Source organism: Paraburkholderia tropica (assembly GCF_914484835.1).
Classification (GTDB): domain Bacteria; phylum Pseudomonadota; class Gammaproteobacteria; order Burkholderiales; family Burkholderiaceae; genus Paraburkholderia; species Paraburkholderia tropica_A.
On the sequence record NZ_CAJZAR010000031.1, the window covers coordinates 255,903 to 273,367 of the forward strand.

Annotated in this window: 15 protein-coding genes and 1 tRNA gene; 10 read left to right on the plus strand and 6 right to left on the minus strand. The window is 65.4% G+C overall.

Annotated elements, in window-relative coordinates:
* Positions 1 to 88 precede the first annotated feature (88 nt).
* The 3 genes from ispD (at position 89) to LDO54_RS05410 (ending at position 2,703) form a co-directional block, all read left to right on the plus strand.
* Positions 89 to 820 (plus strand): 2-C-methyl-D-erythritol 4-phosphate cytidylyltransferase, encoded by a 732-nt coding sequence (ispD, locus tag LDO54_RS05400; protein ID WP_224007533.1) that lies wholly within the window; start codon positions 89 to 91, stop codon positions 818 to 820.
* 33 nt (positions 821 to 853) lie between these two features.
* A complete protein-coding gene (gene ispF, locus LDO54_RS05405; RefSeq protein WP_224007536.1) occupies positions 854 to 1,333 on the plus strand; it encodes a 2-C-methyl-D-erythritol 2,4-cyclodiphosphate synthase in 480 nt (159 codons plus the stop codon).
* 230 nt (positions 1,334 to 1,563) lie between these two features.
* Positions 1,564 to 2,703 (plus strand): acyltransferase family protein, encoded by a 1,140-nt coding sequence (locus LDO54_RS05410; protein WP_224007553.1) that lies wholly within the window; start codon positions 1,564 to 1,566, stop codon positions 2,701 to 2,703.
* Positions 2,704 to 2,745: 42 nt separating this feature from the next.
* Here LDO54_RS05410 and LDO54_RS05415 read toward each other — a convergent pair whose 3' ends face one another.
* The 3 genes from LDO54_RS05415 to ompR form a co-directional block, all read right to left on the minus strand.
* Positions 2,746 to 3,294, minus strand: coding sequence for a peroxiredoxin (locus LDO54_RS05415; RefSeq protein ID WP_224007556.1), 549 nt, complete (start codon positions 3,292 to 3,294; stop codon positions 2,746 to 2,748).
* 207 nt (positions 3,295 to 3,501) lie between these two features.
* On the minus strand, positions 3,502 to 4,851 hold the full coding sequence (locus LDO54_RS05420; protein ID WP_224007559.1) for an ATP-binding protein: 1,350 nt from the start codon (positions 4,849 to 4,851) through the stop codon (positions 3,502 to 3,504).
* Between the two features lie 55 nt (positions 4,852 to 4,906).
* Positions 4,907 to 5,641: an osmolarity response regulator transcription factor OmpR gene (gene ompR, locus LDO54_RS05425; RefSeq protein WP_027814652.1), complete on the minus strand. Its 735-nt coding sequence runs from the start codon at positions 5,639 to 5,641 to the stop codon at positions 4,907 to 4,909.
* A gap of 263 nt (positions 5,642 to 5,904) precedes the next feature.
* Here ompR and LDO54_RS05430 point away from each other — a divergent pair, with 263 nt between their 5' ends.
* The 3 genes from LDO54_RS05430 (at position 5,905) to LDO54_RS05440 (ending at position 9,573) form a co-directional block, all read left to right on the plus strand.
* The gene (locus tag LDO54_RS05430; RefSeq protein ID WP_224007562.1) at positions 5,905 to 6,189 is read left to right on the plus strand and encodes a hypothetical protein; all 285 of its coding nucleotides are present in this window, start codon (positions 5,905 to 5,907) and stop codon (positions 6,187 to 6,189) included.
* A gap of 350 nt (positions 6,190 to 6,539) precedes the next feature.
* The gene (locus LDO54_RS05435) at positions 6,540 to 8,234 is read left to right on the plus strand and encodes a DUF1800 domain-containing protein (protein ID WP_224007564.1); all 1,695 of its coding nucleotides are present in this window, start codon (positions 6,540 to 6,542) and stop codon (positions 8,232 to 8,234) included.
* A 109-nt stretch (positions 8,235 to 8,343) separates the two neighbouring features.
* Positions 8,344 to 9,573 (plus strand): DUF1501 domain-containing protein, encoded by a 1,230-nt coding sequence (locus LDO54_RS05440; protein WP_224007567.1) that lies wholly within the window; start codon positions 8,344 to 8,346, stop codon positions 9,571 to 9,573.
* 42 nt (positions 9,574 to 9,615) lie between these two features.
* Here LDO54_RS05440 and LDO54_RS05445 read toward each other — a convergent pair whose 3' ends face one another.
* Positions 9,616 to 10,458: a squalene/phytoene synthase family protein gene (locus LDO54_RS05445; protein ID WP_224007570.1), complete on the minus strand. Its 843-nt coding sequence runs from the start codon at positions 10,456 to 10,458 to the stop codon at positions 9,616 to 9,618.
* A gap of 353 nt (positions 10,459 to 10,811) precedes the next feature.
* Here LDO54_RS05445 and LDO54_RS05450 point away from each other — a divergent pair.
* Positions 10,812 to 10,898 (plus strand) — tRNA-Leu (locus LDO54_RS05450).
* A gap of 132 nt (positions 10,899 to 11,030) precedes the next feature.
* On the opposite strand, the gene LDO54_RS05455 is transcribed toward LDO54_RS05450, so the two are convergent.
* Together LDO54_RS05455 and LDO54_RS05460 are read right to left on the minus strand one after the other, a co-directional pair.
* Positions 11,031 to 11,477 carry a MarR family winged helix-turn-helix transcriptional regulator gene (locus LDO54_RS05455; protein ID WP_224007573.1) on the minus strand — a complete coding sequence of 149 codons (447 nt, stop codon included), beginning with the start codon at positions 11,475 to 11,477 and terminating at the stop codon, positions 11,031 to 11,033.
* A 322-nt stretch (positions 11,478 to 11,799) separates the two neighbouring features.
* Complete coding sequence (locus LDO54_RS05460; RefSeq protein ID WP_224007575.1) at positions 11,800 to 12,954, minus strand: glycerate kinase; 1,155 nt, start codon at positions 12,952 to 12,954, stop codon at positions 11,800 to 11,802.
* Positions 12,955 to 13,640: 686 nt separating this feature from the next.
* Here LDO54_RS05460 and tig point away from each other — a divergent pair.
* From tig to clpX, 3 genes are all read left to right on the plus strand, one after another.
* On the plus strand, positions 13,641 to 14,987 hold the full coding sequence (gene tig, locus LDO54_RS05465; protein WP_224007578.1) for a trigger factor: 1,347 nt from the start codon (positions 13,641 to 13,643) through the stop codon (positions 14,985 to 14,987).
* A gap of 153 nt (positions 14,988 to 15,140) precedes the next feature.
* A complete protein-coding gene (gene clpP, locus LDO54_RS05470) occupies positions 15,141 to 15,794 on the plus strand; it encodes an ATP-dependent Clp endopeptidase proteolytic subunit ClpP (RefSeq protein ID WP_065065552.1) in 654 nt (217 codons plus the stop codon).
* 229 nt (positions 15,795 to 16,023) lie between these two features.
* Positions 16,024 to 17,295 carry an ATP-dependent Clp protease ATP-binding subunit ClpX gene (gene clpX / locus LDO54_RS05475; protein WP_224007581.1) on the plus strand — a complete coding sequence of 424 codons (1,272 nt, stop codon included), beginning with the start codon at positions 16,024 to 16,026 and terminating at the stop codon, positions 17,293 to 17,295.
* Positions 17,296 to 17,465 lie beyond the last annotated feature (170 nt).

Genomic DNA, 17,465 nt, shown 5'->3' on the forward strand with positions numbered 1-17,465 from the left:
CGCGTGCAGATTGCGGGCGATGGGCGTGCGGGCAAAGGACCTATTATAAAATCCGTCCTTTACTTTGACTCATGCGGCTCGCGACACCGTGACCTCACGCCTTTTTGCCTTGATCCCCTGCGCCGGAACCGGCAGCCGTTCGGGATCGGCCATGCCCAAACAATATCGAACGGTCGCCGGACGCGAACTCCTGCACTATACGCTGGCCGCCTTCGATGCCTGCTCCGAATTCACCCAGACGCTGGTCGTGATTTCCCCCGACGATAGCCACTTCGACGCGCGCCGCTTCAGCGGCCTGCGCTTCGCGGTGCGCCGCAACGGCGGGGCCTCGCGCCAGGCGTCGGTCTTCAACGGCCTCGCCGCGCTCGAAGAGTTCGGCGCCACCGACGACGACTGGGTGCTCGTGCACGACGCCGCGCGCCCCGGCATCACGCCCGCGCTGATCCGCTCGCTCGTCGACGCGCTCAAGGACGATCCGGTCGGCGGCATCATGGCGCTGCCGGTCGCCGACACGCTCAAGCGGGTCGCGCCCCATCACGTGCCGGGCGGCCCGCGCATCGAGCGCACCGAATCGCGCGACGGACTCTGGCAGGCGCAGACGCCGCAGATGTTCCGCATCGGCATGCTGCGCACCGCCATCGAGCGCGCGCAGCAGGACGGCCACGATCTCACCGACGAAGCCAGCGCGATCGAATGGCTCGGCCATTCGCCGCGTCTCGTGCAGGGCAGCCTGCGCAACTTCAAGGTGACGTACCCCGAAGACTTCGCGCTCGCCGAAGCCATCCTCAGTCACAGCAGCAACCGGCCCGCCGGCTCCTGACCGCGCGCCGCGCCTCACCACACGGAAATACACATGGATATCAGAATCGGACAAGGCTACGACGTGCACGCACTGGTCCCGGGACGCCCGCTCGTGATCGGCGGCGTGACGGTGCCTTACGACCGTGGCCTGCTCGGCCACTCGGACGCCGACGTGCTGCTGCACGCCATCACCGACGCGCTGTTCGGCGCCGCCGCGCTCGGCGACATCGGCCGCCATTTCCCCGACACCGACAAGCAGTTCTACGGCGCGAACAGCCGCGTGCTGCTGCGCGAATGCCTGCGTCGCGTGGAAGAGGCGGGCTTCACGCTCGTCAACGTCGACAGCACGGTGATCGCTCAGGCACCCAAGCTTTCGCCGCATATCGACGCCATGCGCGCGTGCATCGCCGAAGATCTGAAGCTGCCGCTCGACCGCGTCAACGTGAAGGCGAAGACCAACGAGAAGCTCGGCTATCTCGGCCGCAGCGAAGGCATCGAGGCGCAAGCGGCGGTGCTGCTCACGCGCGCGTGATTGCGTGCTTGCGTGCATTTTATCCCTTGAAACAAGGGCTTTTCTGAACGACTCGCGCTGCTGCGCAAGCGCCGTGCCGCGCAAGCGTTCATCTGCGTGAGCAGGCTGCGTGCCTGCCCCGCATCCGAGGCGATGGTTGCACCTGCAATCATCGCCTCGTGCTTTTCTTGCCGATTACTTTTCGTTTTTGTCGCCTTATGCTGAAAGCGTAACCGGAAACGGAAAGGGCAATGACGGGACTCGAAAGACGCGTGAAAGGCCTCGACGGTCTCCGGGCACTGGCCGTGATGCTGGTGTTCCTCTCGCACAAGGCGCATCTCGATGCGATCGACGCGGGCAAGATCGGCGTGTGGCTGTTTTTTCTGATCAGCGGCTATCTGATCATCGGCGAGCTGCATCGCAACCGGCTGCGCGTCGAGGGACAGGGCGCGCGTCGCGACGCCGTGCTCTATGTGTTTTTCGTGAAGCGCGCGCTGCGGATTTTTCCGGTCTATTACTTGCTGCTGATCGCGCTGACCATCGCGCACGCTTTGTTCTATCAGCGCGGTGTCGAACTGGGCCTCGCCTGGCACTTCGCATTCCTGTCTAATTTCTGGATCGGCGTGGTGCACGATGGATGGCCCGGGACGGTGTCGCATTTCTGGAGTCTCGCGGTCGAGCAGCAGTTCTATCTGATCGCGCCGTTCGCGCTGCTGTTCACGCGCGCGTCGCGGCATCTGGGCATCTGCATCGGCATGATCGCGGCGGCGGCGCTCGCGCATCTGGCGCTCTACGCGACAGGCGCGATCGAGCCGCTGGTCTATGCGTTCTCGCCGTGGAATTTCGCGCTGCTCGCACTGGGCGGCGCGCTCGCGATCGGCGGCCAGCGCGTGCACATCGACGGTCCGGTGCCGCGCGCCGCGTGGTTCGTGCTGGCGTTCGCGAGCCTCGCGGTGTTCGCGTTCGCGCGCGCCGATTGCGACACCTGCGAGGCGACCCAGCGCGCGCTGCTGCCGGGGCTGCTCGATATCGGGTTGTCGATGTCGCTGGGCGCGGTGTTCCTGTGGATCGTGCGCGCGCAGGACAGCGTGCTCGTGGCCGCGCTCGAAGTGAAGCCGCTCGCGTACCTCGGCACGATCAGCTACGGCTTCTATCTGTTTCACAATCTCGTGCCGTCGCGTCTGGGCGACGCGCCCGCGCTTTACACGCGGCTCGGCCTGCCGCCGTTCGCGCAGGACATGCTGGCGCTCGGCGCGCAGTTCGCGCTATCGGTGCTGCTCGCGCATCTGTCGTGGCGCCTGCTCGAAAAGCGCGTGCTCGAATGGAAAGAGCCGCTGGCCGGGGCGATCCGCGAACGCCTGCCGGCGCGCGCGGCCGCCGGCCCCACCTGATTCAGTGCAGGAGACCACCCAGGGCGAATCCGACGACGCCGCTCAGAGCGTCGCGCCGCCCACCTCGCGACCGCTCGGGCACAGCTCGCCGGTTTGCAGCGCGTCGAGCACGCGCAGCACTTCGGTGGCGCTGCGCCCGACGTTGAGCGTGTTCACGCTCACGTACTGGATCGTGTTGTCGGGATCGACGATAAAGGTCGCGCGCAGCGCCACGCCCGCTTCCTTGTCGCGGATGCCAAGCTGATCGATCAGCTCGCCTTTCACGTCGCCGAACGCATAGTGGTTCAGGCGGTTGAGATCCTTGTTCTCGCGCCGCCACGCGAGCTTCACGTATTCGTTGTCGCAACTGCCGCCGAGCAGCACGGTTTCGCGATCCTCGAATTCCTTCTGAAGTTTCGCGAACGCGACGATCTCCGTCGGGCAGACCACGGTGAAATCCTTCGGGTAGAAGTAGATGACCTTCCACTTGTCCGAGAAGCTTTGCTCGGTGATTTCCTGAAACGCGGATTCGCCGTTTTCTTCAGGGAAATTGAAGCCGGGCTTCGCGGCCGTGACGGTGAAGGCTTCGAGTTTGTCGCCGACGGTTTTCATGTCGCTGCTCCCCTGTGACGTATGCGTGAACGCGCGCACGGTGCGCGCGGCCCATCGACAGATTGTGGCAGGGGAAGGCGGCGCGTGCCGCGAGCGTGCGCCGCAGTTGAGGCGAACATTGATCCACGCGTTGATCCGCGCCCGTGCGGGGCGCAAATCAACACGCAAATCAACGGGCGAAAGCCGTGGAAGGTGAGGCGAGGGCGCTCAGGCGCCCTTGGCCAGCGGAAACTCGATGGTGACTTCGAGGCCCGGGCCGGGCGCGCGGTTGCGCAGACGCAGCGCGCCGCGATAGCGGCTCACGAGACGCTGGACGATGGCCATGCCGAGGCCGGTGCCGTTGGCCTGCGTACGGGCGCTGTCGACGCGATAGAACGGCCGTGTCACGAGCGCGAGTTGATCCTCGGGAATGCCGGGGCCTTCGTCGACCACCGACAGCTCCACGCGCGAGTGCGAGACGCGCGTCTCCAGCATGATGTGAGGAATGCCGTCGGTTTCGCTTGCGCCGTACTTGCGCGCATTCTCGATGAGATTGCCCACCACGCGGCGCATGTCGGTGTCGTCGGCTTCGACGACGGCCGTGGGCGCGAGGCGCGTGATCAGGCGCACGCCGTCCTCGGTCGCCATGCGCGCGGCCATCTCGCTCGCGATCACCGAAAGGTCGACGCGCTCGGTCATGCGCTGCACGGGCCGCGCATAGTCGAGGAAGCGGCCGATGATCATGTCCATCTGCTCGATGTCGTCGATCATGGCGTCCTTCGTCGTCTGGTCGGACGGGCTCATCTCCGTCTCCAGCCGTAATCGCGCGAGCGGCGTGCGCAGGTCGTGCGAGATGCCCGCGAGCATCAGCGCGCGGTCGGCCTCCAGCTGTTCGAGGTCGCGCACCATCTGGTTGAACGAGCGGTTGGTTTCCGCCGCCACGCCCATGCCGCTTTCGGGCAAGGTCGAGGGCGACTGGCCGGAGCCGACCATGCGCGCGGACATCGCGAGCCGCGCGAACGGACGGTTCACGAGACTCGTGATGAACGCCGCGCCGAACAGCGATAGCGCGAGCGCGGAAATACCCCATCCGACCCACTGCAGGCCGGTGACGTTGTCGAGCTGGTCGCGGTCGAGCGCGACCCAGTAGTCGTCGTCGTCGATCTTGAAGCTGATCCACACGCCCGGGATGTCGTTGACCGACTGGGCGATCACCGTGTCGTCGCCGAGACGGCCGCGGATGTCGTGCTCGATCAGACGATTGAGCGACTCGTCGGGCTGGAGCTTGTATTTGTCCGTGGTCTCGCGCGGGTACACGCGCACGCCCTCGTTGCTCTCCAGATCCTGCAGCAGCGCGCGGCGCAGATCGGGATCGGAGTAGAGGAGCGCGGTACGCGTGAGCTTGACCACGGCGACGAGCGCAAGCGCCACGCGCTGGGCGCGTGGCTCTCGCTCGATCACGCGAAAGCTCTGGAACCATGCCGCAAGACTGACCGCGATGAGTAGCGCGATCAGCAGGAAGGTGCGCCAGAACAGGTCGCCGAACGCAAGCGTCAGCAGACGCCGGTCAATCCGCATGAACCCTTCCCGTCAACTGAAGTCGTGCAGGCAATGAGACGCCATCCATCCGGGATCAGGCGGCGCCGTCAGGAATGAACACGTAGCCGAGGCCCCAGACCGTCTGGATGAAGCGCGGGCTGCCCGGATCGGGCTCGATGAGCTTGCGCAGACGAGAGATCTGCACGTCGAGGCTGCGGTCGAACACTTCGTATTCGCGGCCGCGCGCGAGCTCCATGAGCTTTTCGCGCGAGAGCGGCTGACGCGGATGACGCGCGAACACCTTGAGCACGGAGAATTCGCCCGTGGTAAGCGGAATTTCCTGGCCGGCCTTGGTGAGCGTGCGGGTGGCGAGGTTCAGCGCGAATTCGCCGAACTCGAACACCTCGGTGGTTTCCGACGGCGCGCCCGGCAGTTCGGACGGCGCCTGGCGGCGCAGCACGGCGTGAATCCGGGCGACCAGTTCGCGCGGATTGAAGGGCTTCGGCAGATAGTCGTCGGCGCCCATTTCGAGGCCGACGATGCGGTCCACGTCTTCGCCCTTGGCCGTGAGCATGATGATGGGCGTGCGGTCGTTGCTGCCGCGCAGACGGCGGCAGATCGACAGACCGTCTTCGCCCGGCAGCATCAGGTCGAGCACGAGCAGGTCGAAGCGTTCGCGCACCCACAGCTTGTTCATGGCGGGGGCGTTTTCCGCGACGTAGACGTTGAAGCCCTGCTCGCCGAGGTAGCGGCGCAGCAGGTCACGCAGTCGGGGGTCGTCGTCGACCACGAGAATTTTGGACGGGTTCTTGGTTTCCATGCCTGGCATCTTAGCGCGATTGGGTTGCAGTGCGAGATTGCACCGATTATCGGGTTACAGTCAGTTACAAAATTTACCCGTGCTGTGCTACGGCATCAAGCACTGACAGATAGACTTCTTTACGTTGAGCGGCCATTCGGTAGATACTTCATTCGATTTTGAACCAGTGCCCGTGTTGAACTGGGTCCGAACAATGCAATCGAGGTAGCCGTTTGCCGCGTCAAGAAGGGAAAAAAACGATGGGAGGGGTCAGGCCGACAATGCGCCACACCATGATTGCTCTGGCGTTGGCCAGCGGCGTCGTGGCAGCATTGGACGCGGCGCCGGCTCATGCCCAGCCCTTCGGTGACGGTCCCGGTGCGCGCTACGGCGGCAGGCCGCCCGTTCGTCGGGTGCGCAACGACATGCCCCCGCGTCCCGCCTCGGACATCAATCAACGCAACGCCGTTCCTCCCGACCTCGACCAGCGCCGCCGCGATGGCCACATGACGCCCGACGAGCGGCGTCTGCTGCGCCAGCACATCGAAGACGCCGTGCGCGAACTCTACAAGCGCTGAGCGCAGCGACGCGTCATGCGGCGCGAGCCGTTGCGGCGTGCCTGGCGCAGTCTGCTGTTCCATCTCGCTGGTCCTGTCTGCTGTCATTCGCTGTTTTCCCGCTGCTTTTGTCCGCTGGTCCATCTAGTCGGTTCCGCGCTGTTGCACGTCGCTGCTGCACGTCGCTGCTGCACGTCGCATTGCATGTTTCTCGCGGGCCTGAAAAATTCCGTTTCAAAATGGCTTGCGCCTGAACGCGCCGCGCGGTCAACAGCACGCCCGCGCCATCCGTTATGCCGGTACATTCACCCGATGCACGCGTGTGCGGTGGCGAGAGCCCGGCCGCGCGCGCCACTCGAATCCAGGGCGCCATGAAAAGCTTCTTGCCGGTGTTCCCGCCGCGCCGCGCGGCCAGCGATGCGAGCGCGAGCGCGTCACCGCGCGCCGCGTTTTTCACGCTGTCGTTAGCGTCGATGTTCGGCGCGTGGTCCCATCGTGCAGCAGCGCAGTCAAACGCAGAAGCGACGCCCAATCCGGCGCATCACGTGCATCGCCACACGTCGGCGGCGACATCGGCTGCTTCATCGGTTGCTTTATCCGCCACTTCAGCCACTTCGTCGTCCGACGAATCCGCACTGCTCGACGCCGACGACGCGCGGCACCTGCTGATCCGCACGGGCTTCGCGCCGGCCAGCGCCGACCTCGCGCCTTACGTGGGCCTCACGCGCGCACAAGCGGTCGACCACGTGCTCGCGAGCGCCCGCACCGAAGCCGTCACGCCGCTGCCCGCCTGGTGCGCCGAGCCATTGCCGACACGCGCCGAACGCCGCGCCTGGACGCCCGATCAGCGCCGCGACGCGCAACGCACGCGCGGCCAGCACGACGACGAACTGCGCGCGTGGTGGATGCGCGAGATGCTCGTCACGCCGTCGCCGCTCACGGAGCGCATGACGCTGTTCTGGCACAACCATTTCACGTCGGGTCAGGACAAGGTGCCGGAGCCGCAGATGATGGCGCAGCAAAATTCGCTCCTGAGGCGCCACGCACTCGGCAGTTTCGCGACGCTGCTGCACGAGGTGGCGAAAGATCCGGCAATGCTGCTGTATCTCGACGGCGCGAGCAATCGCAAGGGCAAGCCGAACGAGAATTTCGCGCGTGAGGTCATGGAGCTGTTCACGCTCGGCGAAGGGCAGTACACGCAGCAGGACGTGGCCGAAGCGGCGCGCGCTTACACGGGCTGGGGCGTCGATCCCGACACCGGGCGCTTCGTCTGGCGGCCCGCGCAGCACGACGACGGCGTGAAGACCGTGCTCGGCCACAGCGGCACGTTCGACGGCGACGCGATGCTCGACATTCTGTTGGGCGAGCCGCAGACCGCGCAATTCGTCACGGCGAAACTGTGGCGCGAGTTCATTTCCGACACGCCCGATGCCGCGCAGCTCGACAACGCGGCGGCGCGCTTTCGCGCCAGTCATTACGATATTTCCGCTGCGTTGCGCACGCTGCTGCTCGCACCCGCGTTCTGGGACGAGCGCAATCGCGGCGTGCTGGTCAGCTCGCCGGTGGAGTTTGTTGTCGGCACCGTGCGACGCTTCAACGTGAGCTATGGAGAGACCGCGCCGTTCGCACGCGCGTCGGCGGCGCTCGGCGAGAGACTGTTTTATCCGCCTAACGTGAAGGGCTGGCCTGGCGGCGCGGCATGGATCAACAGTACGACGCTGCTCGCGCGCAAGCAGTTCGTCGAGCAGTTGTTTCGCGCGACCGAGTCGGCGCGTCCGCGCATGGCGAATTCGATGACGAAGACCGCCGCGAGCCTGCCCGCAAGCGCGCCGATCGATGGCAGCGTGAAAGCGCCGCCGCGCGCGCAAGGCGGCATGCGTTTCGATCTCGACGGCTGGCTCGCGCGTTATGGTTTGACGGCGAGCGAGAAGCCCGATCTCTCGCAGCAATTGCAGATGCAGCATGCGGTGTTGCCGCTCGCGCCCGTCGACGCCATCGCGGCGGGCAGCAGTGCGCAGGCGTATCTCCAGGCACTCCTGATGGATCCCGTGTATCAGCTCAAATGAGCGCTCGCATGAGCGGCGCATCGAAACGAAGGCGGACGATGAATAACACGAACGACGCACAGACCGACGCACGTCAGGACGCATCACACAACAACGAGCGGGGCGCGGCATGAAGCGACGCGATTTCCTGGCGGCGGCCGCCGCGGCGACGGCGGCAGGCGCGGCGTCGTGGCTGCCGGAGAACGCCCGCGCGCAGACGCCGGGCGCGGCCGCGCAACGGCGCGCGAGCGGCTACGACAATCTGCTGATCCTCGTCGAACTGAAGGGCGGCAACGATGGCTTGAACACCGTCGTCCCGTACGCCGATCCGCTCTATGCGCGTTATCGCACGACCATCGGCGTACGTCGCGGCGACGCGATCCAGCTCGACGAACGCACGGCGCTGCATCCGGCGCTCGCGCCGCTTTTGCCGATGTGGCGCGAGCACGAGCTCGCGATCGTGCAGGGCGTGAGCTACGCGCAGCCGAATCTCTCGCATTTCCGCTCGATCGAGATCTGGGACACGGCTTCGCGCTCCGATCAATATCTGCGCGAAGGCTGGCTCACGCGCGCATTCGCGACGACGCCCGTGCCGAAGGGTTTCGCCGCCGACGGCCTGGTGCTGGGCAGCGCCGAAATGGGTCCGCTAGCGAATGGCGCGCGCGCCATCGCGCTCGTCAATCCAGCGCAGTTCGCGCGTGCCTCGCGGCTCGTCACGCCGGTCGCGCTCAAGGAGCGCAATCCGGCGCTCGCGCACATTCTCGACGTGGAAAACGACATCGTGCACGCCGCCGATCAGTTGCGGCCGCGGCCCGGCGATTACGCGTTGAAGACGGCGTTTCCGGCAGGGGCGTTCGGTGCATCGGTGAAGACCGCGATGCAGGCGCTCGCGTCCGGCGAGACGGCGCAGGGTGTGCCGGTCCAGGGCGATGGCGTCGCCGTCATTCGCCTCACGCTCAACGGTTTCGATACGCACGAAAATCAGCCCGAGCGTCATGCGGAATTGTTGCGCCAGTTCGCGGCGGGCATGGTGGCGATGCGCTCGGCGCTGATCGAAATGGGGCGCTGGGATCGCACCTTGATCGCCACGTATGCGGAGTTCGGGCGGCGCGTGCGCGAGAACCAGAGTCGTGGCACCGATCACGGCACGGCGTCGGCGCATTTCGTGGCGGGCGGGCGCGTGGCGGGCGGGCTCTATGGCGAAGCGCCCGCGCTCGCGCGACTCGACGGCAACGGCAATCTGCCGGTGAGCGTCGATTTCCGGCAGATCTACGCGACGGTGCTGAACGACTGGTGGGGACTCGACGCCAGCGCAGTGCTCCAGCAGCGCTTCGAGCCGCTGCCGTTGTTGCGTGCTTGATGCTTTCTCGATGCTTCGTCGATGCGCCGCGTGGCGTGTACTTCAGCCGCGCCGCGCCGCGCGCCAAGCGACCCAGAGCTTGCGGATCGGCGTGAGCGCGATGTGCTGATGCAGGACCTGAAAATCTTCGCGTTCCACTTCATCGAGTAGCGCGAGTTCCAGCGCGGCGAGCGAGCGCAGCGCGCGCTGCGGTTTGCGCTCGGCGGCGGGAATCGCGTCGAGCGCGGCGTTCAGCGCTTCGCGCGCCCGCGCCGTCTGGAACTGCATCAGCTCGGTGAATTCGGCGCTGTAACGGCGGTTGATCAGATCGGCGGCGGTGACGTTGTAGCGCTGCAATTCGTCGATCGGCACGTAGATGCGGCCGTGGCGTGCGTCGTTGCCGATCTCGGGCACGAACTGCGCGAGCGTCAGCGCGTGGCCGAGCGGCGCGGCCCAGTTGGCTGCCGCGTCGCGTTCCTGCGGCGTGCGCGCGCAAGCCTGGGCGACGAGCGTCGCGAAGGTGCCGCCCACGCCGTCGATATAGCGGCGCAGATTCGGCATGTCGAGATAACGGGCCTGCTCGAAGTCCATCTCGAAGCCGGCCAGCAATTGTTGAAGCAGCGGATAGTGGCTCGCGGGATCGTCGAGATGCGCGGCGAGCGCCTTCGTGACCGGATGCGAGGGATTGCCCGCCGCCAGCGCGGCGAGTTCTTTCTGCCACCAGGCGAGTTTCGTGCGGCCCACGGTGGGGTCGCTCGTTTCCTTGGCGGTTTCTTCGAGTTCGCGGCGCAGCGCGAACAGGGCGGCAAGGAGCGGCTGGCGCGCGGCGCTCGCCTGGCGCAGCGCGTAGTACGTGCTCGATCCGGGTGGGGCCGCCTTTTGCAGGCAGTAATCGTCGAAATTCACGGCGTTCGGGGCGTGGGGAGGCGCGGCGCGGTCGCGGCCCGGCTGAAGCGATCAGTGGGGCCAGCGGTGGGGCAAAGAGCCGCGGAGCGGCGATTCTAGCACCGGCCTGTTTTTCGGGCCGCGCGCGCATCCGGCACACGGCTCGACATGCGGATCGAGGGCGATGCAAGGGCGCGATCGGCGTCGTCTCTCAAGATGCAGACAAGCGCAATTCAATCGGTTAGAATCTCGCGCTTGCGCGTTCGCGGCGGGTTATCCGGCTGCGCGGCGCGCCCAGGCAGGTCCGTATAGCATTCGATGCACGCGATGGTTCCGGTTCGTTCCCACTCGCGGCGGTCTCGCCAGCAGCATTCGCGTGAGTGGCGAAATTGGTAGACGCACCAGGTTTAGGTCCTGACGCCCGCAAGGGTGTGCCGGTTCGAGTCCGGCCTCACGCACCAAAGACAAAGGCCACGTACCTCAACGGTACGTGGCCTTTTTTCTTGCGCGGCGTTTCTTGAATCGCGCGCCGCAAAAACCCGCCTCGACGGTCGGCGCATCGACCATCTGATTCGTTTATCGCGTAGCCCGGATCAGAGATCTTCCTGGGCCGCCGCGATGACCTTCTCCAGCGCGCGGTTGAGCAGCTCGCGCTCCTTCTCTTCGAGGCAGGCGAACAGGTCCGTGTTCCACTTGCGCGCGATGGGCATGACCTTGCGGTAGAGCGCGCGGCCTTCGGTCGTGAGCGAGACGAGCACGAGGCGTCCGTCTTCCTCGCTGGCGTCGCGCTGCATGAGGCCACGGCGCATCAGCGCTTCGGCGGCGCGGCTGGCCTGGCTCTTGTCGAGATTCGCGTGGCGCGCCAGCTCCATCACTGAAAACGGGCCGAATGCGCCGACGGCAGCAATGAGGCGCGCTTCGGGCAGGGTGATGCCGAGCTTCGCCTGGTAGCGCTCGCTTGCGCCGCGTTCGGAGAGCTTGTTCAGGACATGGAGCCGATAGGTCAAAAATTGTTCGAGTCCGGCTTTGCTTGCCTTCATGGTCGTCCTGGTCTGGTCGCGTGAGGTATGCGCGATCATGTCGCGTTGATCATGATTGTTGCCTCAACGAGCGCTCGGGTCAACGCGCACGAACCCTCGTAAGCCGATCTTCAACGGGCGTACGAATCTATTAATCGCTTACTGCGAAAACGCGGCGCGTTTGCGGACGAAAACGTCTGACTATTCAAGTGGGTTTGGCGGCCCGTTTGCGGCCGTTTGCGCCCGTTTGCGCACGTTTCACGCGCGACGAACCCGCACGCAACGAACCCACAGGCCAGGCACGATTCGTTGCGCGCGAAAGTTCATCTGCGAGTAAGGGCGATCAGGCGCGCGAGGCGCCGTACTTGAGGCGCGTGAGCTGTTCGGCTTCGTTCGCGAGCAGCGCGGCGGCGTCGCGAATCGCCGTTTCGAGCGTGATCGGGCCCGGCGCGGGCGAGAAGCAGCCGCTGAAGTGCTCGGCCAGACGCGGCAGCGCGGCCGGGTCGACGGCGCCCGACAGCAGCGAGGCCGGCACGCCCGCAGCCTGGGCGTGGCGGCAGGCGATGAAGGGCGCCTTGCCGTGCAGGGTCTGCACGTCCGAGCGGCCTTCGCCGGTGATGAGCCAGTGCGCGCCCGCGAGCGCCTGATCGAGGCCGATGGTGCGCGCGACGACTTCCGCGCCCGGCTCGAAGCTCGCGCCCAGCATGCGCAGCGCGAAACCGAGGCCGCCCGCGGCGCCCGCGCCCGCTTCATCGCGCGCGGTGCGGCCGAGCGCGGCTTCGAGCAGATCGGCGAAACGGCCGAGCGCGGCGTCGATCGGCGCGACTTCGGCCGGCGTCACGCCTTTTTGCGGGCCGAACACGGCGGTCGCGCCGTGCTCGCCGGTGAGCGGATTGTCGACGTCGGACATCGCCACGAAGCTGGCTTCGGCGAGGCGCGCATCGAGCCCCGATACATCCACGCGCGCGACGCGCGTGAGCGCTTCGGGCGTGGGCGCGAGCGCGTTGTCGGCCGCATCGAAGAGTTGCAGGCCGAGGCCCGCGAGCAGCCCCGCGCCGCCGTCGTTGGTGCTGCTGCCGCCGAGCGCCACGTAGAAGCGTCGCACGCCCTCGTCGAGCAGCGCGCGGATCGCTTCGCCCATGCCGCGCGTGCTGCGCGCGGCGACCGGCACGCCCATGCCGACCGGATCGGTAATGCCGACGATTTCGGCGGTCTCGACGATCGCGCTGCCGTCGTGCAGCAGGCCGACCGTGGCGTCGCGGCGCGCGAGCGCGGCGCCTTCGACATTGAGGATGCGGCGCTCGCCGCCCACGCTGAGCATGGCGTCGAGCGTGCCTTCGCCGCCGTCGGCCATCGGGCAGATGCGGATTTCGGCGTCCGCCCGGGCGCGGCGAATGCCTTCGGCGATGGCGGCGGCGACCCCGTCCGCGCTCAGCGAGCCTTTGAAGGAATCTGGAGCAATCACGACGACGGGTGCGTCAAACGACGGGTTGGACATGGTGTCTCGACTGGAAGAGTTGGGATGGCGGCTGCATCCGGCGGGGCGTCCGGCGCGAGCGTTAGCTTAACAGTGCGGGGCGGGGCGCTGGATACCCGCGCCGCGATAGCGTGGATCGCGCGTGCAACGCGCGGGCGTCGCGAGCGGGCGCGCTTGCGTGTGCTCGCGCGAGCTTCGGGGCGCTTACAGGCCGAAAGCCTCGCTGCGCGCCGCGCCCGATCGCGTCCCCGCAGGGCGATTCCGGCACGAAAACCCGCAAATTTCACACGGAAAGATGCCGTTTTGGCGTCCCGAACGGCAATTCCATTTGAGTGGGGAAATAGTTTGCTAAAATACTTGGCTCTTTTGACGGAACCGCACGGCAAACCGTCCGTTTCGGCCTTCACCGGCCGATCTGGCCGGGCCGGGTCTCGCGGCTCCAGGAAAGGGCGCCGCCCAGCCGGCAGCGTCCGCGAAGCGCCCGCTCCAACGCATCGATGCGTGATGCGCGGGCGGCGCGGCGGTCTGCGGCGAGAGGCGTCATGGAATGCGCCCGCCGGCCTTGGGCGCGACCGCACGGTCGCGATCGAAGCCGGCAGGCGGCGCCGACGAGGCACTAGCGAGACGCAGGCGATGCGGGCTTTCCCATCGAACTGCGGCAGCAAAGATTACTGATACGCTCGAACAATTTTAGGACGATTGAAGCCATGGCTAACGCTGTTGAAAACCTCGGCAAGCTCGAACGCCGCGTGACGATTTCCCTGCCGAAGGACGCCGTGCAGAAAGAAGTCGATTCGCGCATCCGCCAACTGGCAAAGAACGTGCGCATGCCGGGTTTCCGCCCGGGCAAGGTGCCGCTGAAGATGGTCACGCAGCAGTACTCGGGCCAGGTGGAAGCCGAAGTTCTGAGCGACAAGGTCGGCAAGGAATTCTTCGACATCAGCCGCGCGGAAAACCTGCGCGTCGCGGGCCAGCCGAGCTTCGCCCCGAAGGCGGAGGCCGCTGAAGGCGACTACGCATTCGACGCGACCTTCGAGGTCTACCCGGAAGTCAAGCTCGGCGACGTCGGCACGGCCGAAATCGAGCGCACGACCACGACCATCAGCGACGCTGAAATCGACCGCACGCTCGACATCCTGCGCAAGCAGCGCGTGCACTTCCACGCACGCGGCGAAGCGGGCGAGCACGGTGACGGCGGCGCCGACACCGCAGCCAAGGAAGGCGATCGCGTGACGGTCGACTTCGTCGGCAAGATCGACGACGTCGCATTCCCGGGCGGCACCGCGGAAGGTTTCGCGTTCGTGCTCGGCGAAGGCCGCATGCTGCCGGAATTCGAAAAGGCCGCCATCGGCCTGAAGAAGGGTGAGTCGCGCGAATTCGACCTCGCGTTCCCCGAGGACTATCACGGCAAGGAAGTCGCCGGCAAGACGGCCAAGTTCACGATCACGATGCAGCTGATCGAGTGGGCGCACCTGCCGGAAATCGACGGCGAATTCGCCAAGTCGCTCGGCATCGCCGACGGCGACCTCGTGAAGATGCGCGCCGAAATCAAGGACAACCTCGAGCGTGAAGCGAAGCGCCGCACGCAGTCGATCGTCAAGAACCAGGTGATGGACGCGCTGCTGAAGATCGCCGAACTCGACGTGCCGAACGCGCTGATCGAACAGGACCAGCAGCGTCTCGTCGAAATGGCGCGTGCCGACCTGGCGCAACGTGGCGTGCCGAACGCCAAGGACGCACCGATCCCGGCCGAAATGTTCAAGGAACAAGCCGAGCGCCGCGTCAAGCTGGGCCTCGTTCTGGCCGAGCTGGTCAAGGCCAACGGTCTCGAAGCGAAGCCGGAACAGATCCGCGCTGAAGTCGACGAATTCGCGAAAAGCTACGAAGACCCGAAGGAAGTCGTGCGCTGGTATTATTCGAACCAGCAACGTCTGGCCGAAATGGAAGCGTACGTCGTCGAATCGAACGTCGTCGACTTCGTGATCGGCAAGGCCAAGGTAACGGACAAGCAAGTCAGCTTCGAAGAACTGGCAAGCGCGACGGCGCAGGCTTAAGTCTGCCCGCACGGCGTGCCGGCTGTCGGAGCGACCGACGGCCAGCACGCCGTTTTTGTATCCGCTGAATTTAGCCATGCTGGCCGTGTGGTTGATTTATGCGGGGTCCGTCGCCATACCAGAACAACTCTCTTCCAGACAAGGATGCACCGCATGACTTTTCGCGCTCAATCGCTGGACACGCTGACCTCCCAGGCTTCGCGGGATTTCGATCCGCAGGCGCTCGGGCTCGTGCCGATCGTCGTGGAGACGAGCGGCCGCGGCGAGCGTTCGTACGACATCTACTCGCGTCTGCTGAAGGAGCGCGTGGTGTTCCTGGTCGGTGAAGTGAACGACCAGACGGCCAACCTCGTGGTCGCCCAGCTGCTGTTCCTCGAAAGCGAAAACCCGGACAAGGACATCAGCCTGTACATCAACAGCCCGGGCGGTTCGGTCTCGGCCGGCATGGCGATTTACGACACGATGCAGTTCATCAAGCCGAACGTTTCGACCCTTTGCATGGGCCTCGCGGCCTCGATGGGCGCGTTCCTGCTGGCAGCGGGCGAGAAGGGCAAGCGCTTCGCGCTGCCGAACTCGCGCGTGATGATTCACCAGCCGCTCGGCGGCGCACGCGGCCAGGCGTCGGACATCGAAATCCAGGCGCGCGAAATCCTGTACCTGAAGGAGCGCCTGAACCAGTTGCTCGCGCACCATACGGGTCAGCCGGTCGAGCGCATCGCGCGCGACACCGACCGCGACAACTTCATGTCCGGCGACGACGCGCAAGCCTATGGTCTGGTCGATCAGGTCCTGCACAAGCGTCCCTGATCCGGTACGCGTTCCAGGCGCCTGAATGGTGCAAATCGGGCGCCCAGGCGGCGTGCCACCCCCGTAAAAAAGGGGATAGGCACGACCGCCCGGAGCCTGTGAAATAATCGGCAAACGCGCTTCGCGGCCTGCGGCCCCAACGCCGTCACAGCAAGCGGTTCACGCGTCTCCCGGCAAGCCGGGGGAAACGGCGTATCATGTAACAGAGTGTCCGGAGGCTCATCTATCCATGGCGGACAAAAAAGGTTCTAACAGCGAGAAGCTGTTGTATTGCTCGTTTTGCGGCAAAAGCCAGCACGAGGTCAAGAAACTGATCGCTGGCCCGTCGGTATTCATCTGCGATGAATGTATCGACCTGTGCAACGAGATCATTCGCGACGAGGCCGCCGGTGCGGGCGTCGACGCGGCGCTGTCGCGCTCGGACCTGCCGAGCCCGCAGGAAATCCGCGACATCCTCGACCAGTACGTGATCGGGCAGGAACGCGCGAAGAAGATCCTTGCGGTGGCGGTGTACAACCACTACAAGCGTCTCAAACATCTCGACAAGAAAGACGAAGTCGAACTCTCCAAGAGCAACATCCTGCTGATCGGCCCCACGGGTTCGGGCAAGACGCTGCTCGCGCAGACGCTCGCGCGCCTTCTGAACGTGCCGTTCGTGATCGCCGACGCCACCACGCTGACCGAAGCCGGTTACGTGGGCGAAGACGTCGAGAACATCATCCAGAAGCTGCTGCAGAACTGCAATTACGAGGTCGACAAGGCCCAGCGCGGCATCGTCTACATCGACGAAATCGACAAGATCAGCCGCAAGTCGGACAACCCGTCGATCACGCGCGACGTGTCGGGCGAGGGCGTGCAGCAGGCGCTGCTCAAGCTCGTCGAAGGCACGATGGCCTCGGTGCCCCCGCAGGGCGGCCGCAAGCATCCGAATCAGGACTTCATCCAGGTCGACACGACCAACATCCTGTTCATCTGCGGCGGCGCGTTCGACGGCCTCGAAAAAGTCATCACGGATCGCACCGAGAAAACCGGCATCGGTTTCGGCGCGAGCGTGAAGAGCAAGCAGGAACGCGACACGGGCGAAGTGCTGCGCGAGACGGAACCGGAAGACCTGATCAAGTTCGGTCTGATTCCCGAACTGATCGGCCGTCTGCCGGTGGTCGCAACGCTCGGCAAGCTCGATGAAGCGGCGCTCATGAAGATCCTCGTCGAGCCGAAAAACGCGCTCGTCAAGCAGTATCACAAGCTCTTCAACATGGAGCGCGTGGAACTGGAGATTCGCCCGGCTGCGCTGCAGGCCGTCGCCCGCAAGGCGATCCGCCGCAAGACCGGGGCGCGGGGCTTGCGATCCATTCTTGAACAGGCATTGCTCGACGTCATGTACGAGCTGCCGACCATGAAGGGCGTGAGCAAGGTGATCATCGACGACAACGTGATCGACGGCGACGGTAAGCCGCTTTTGATCTACGAAGACGCTCCGAAGGTTTCAGGGTCGAACTGATGGTGGTGATCGGCTAAAGAGTTCCTGGAAAAAGCCGTTCATACAATGGGATGAACGGCTTTTTCGTTTCACTTGTGGTCGATGGCGCACTTTTTTGGAGTCACTGAACTTTTCCCACACGCGAGAGGCTTGTAATCGTCTTATCAGGCCTCACTTACCGAACGAATTGA

Bases quoted from the DNA above. Each gene is read 5' to 3' on its own strand.
- clpX (WP_224007581.1), top strand. From the start codon at position 16,024: ATGGCGGACAAAAAAGGTTCTAACAGCGAGAAGCTGTTGTATTGCTCG.
- tig (WP_224007578.1), top strand. From the start codon at position 13,641: ATGGCTAACGCTGTTGAAAACCTCGGCAAGCTCGAACGCCGCGTGACG.
- LDO54_RS05435 (WP_224007564.1), top strand. From the start codon at position 6,540: ATGAAAAGCTTCTTGCCGGTGTTCCCGCCGCGCCGCGCGGCCAGCGAT.
- ompR (WP_027814652.1), bottom strand. From the start codon at position 5,641: ATGCCAGGCATGGAAACCAAGAACCCGTCCAAAATTCTCGTGGTCGAC.
- LDO54_RS05410 (WP_224007553.1), top strand. From the start codon at position 1,564: ATGACGGGACTCGAAAGACGCGTGAAAGGCCTCGACGGTCTCCGGGCA.
- LDO54_RS05455 (WP_224007573.1), bottom strand. From the start codon at position 11,477: ATGAAGGCAAGCAAAGCCGGACTCGAACAATTTTTGACCTATCGGCTC.
- LDO54_RS05415 (WP_224007556.1), bottom strand. From the start codon at position 3,294: ATGAAAACCGTCGGCGACAAACTCGAAGCCTTCACCGTCACGGCCGCG.
- LDO54_RS05440 (WP_224007567.1), top strand. From the start codon at position 8,344: ATGAAGCGACGCGATTTCCTGGCGGCGGCCGCCGCGGCGACGGCGGCA.
- LDO54_RS05460 (WP_224007575.1), bottom strand. From the start codon at position 12,954: ATGTCCAACCCGTCGTTTGACGCACCCGTCGTCGTGATTGCTCCAGAT.
- LDO54_RS05420 (WP_224007559.1), bottom strand. From the start codon at position 4,851: ATGCGGATTGACCGGCGTCTGCTGACGCTTGCGTTCGGCGACCTGTTC.
- clpP (WP_065065552.1), top strand. From the start codon at position 15,141: ATGACTTTTCGCGCTCAATCGCTGGACACGCTGACCTCCCAGGCTTCG.
- ispF (WP_224007536.1), top strand. From the start codon at position 854: ATGGATATCAGAATCGGACAAGGCTACGACGTGCACGCACTGGTCCCG.
- LDO54_RS05430 (WP_224007562.1), top strand. From the start codon at position 5,905: ATGATTGCTCTGGCGTTGGCCAGCGGCGTCGTGGCAGCATTGGACGCG.